General features: G+C 65.9%; 1 protein-coding gene. It reads left to right on the forward strand.

Annotated elements, in window-relative coordinates:
- Positions 1–18: 18 nt before the first annotated feature.
- A partial coding sequence (locus E4K09_RS04350; RefSeq protein WP_244610358.1) for a DUF1612 domain-containing protein occupies positions 19–223 on the forward strand: 205 nt, incomplete at its 3' end.

Below are 223 nucleotides of genomic sequence, written 5' to 3' on the forward strand. Positions count from 1 at the left end.
CCGTGGCTAGGCCTGATCATGGCCGGGACCATCCTGCGGACCCGAGGGCTCACCCATCATCTCCTGCCGCTGGCAGCCGGGTTCAAGCAATCGAAATTTCGCCCGCAGGGAAGGGAGGGCGCCCGCGAAAAGCTGGAAGGCTTCTGCCAGGTGCTCGAAGAGGCGCTCGCCATTGCCAACAAGGACCTCGACCGGCTGATCCTGGCGCGGGAGGTGATGGGCC

Origin of the sequence: Microvirga pakistanensis (assembly GCF_004458765.1) — a bacterium.
GTDB lineage: Bacteria > Pseudomonadota > Alphaproteobacteria > Rhizobiales > Beijerinckiaceae > Microvirga > Microvirga pakistanensis.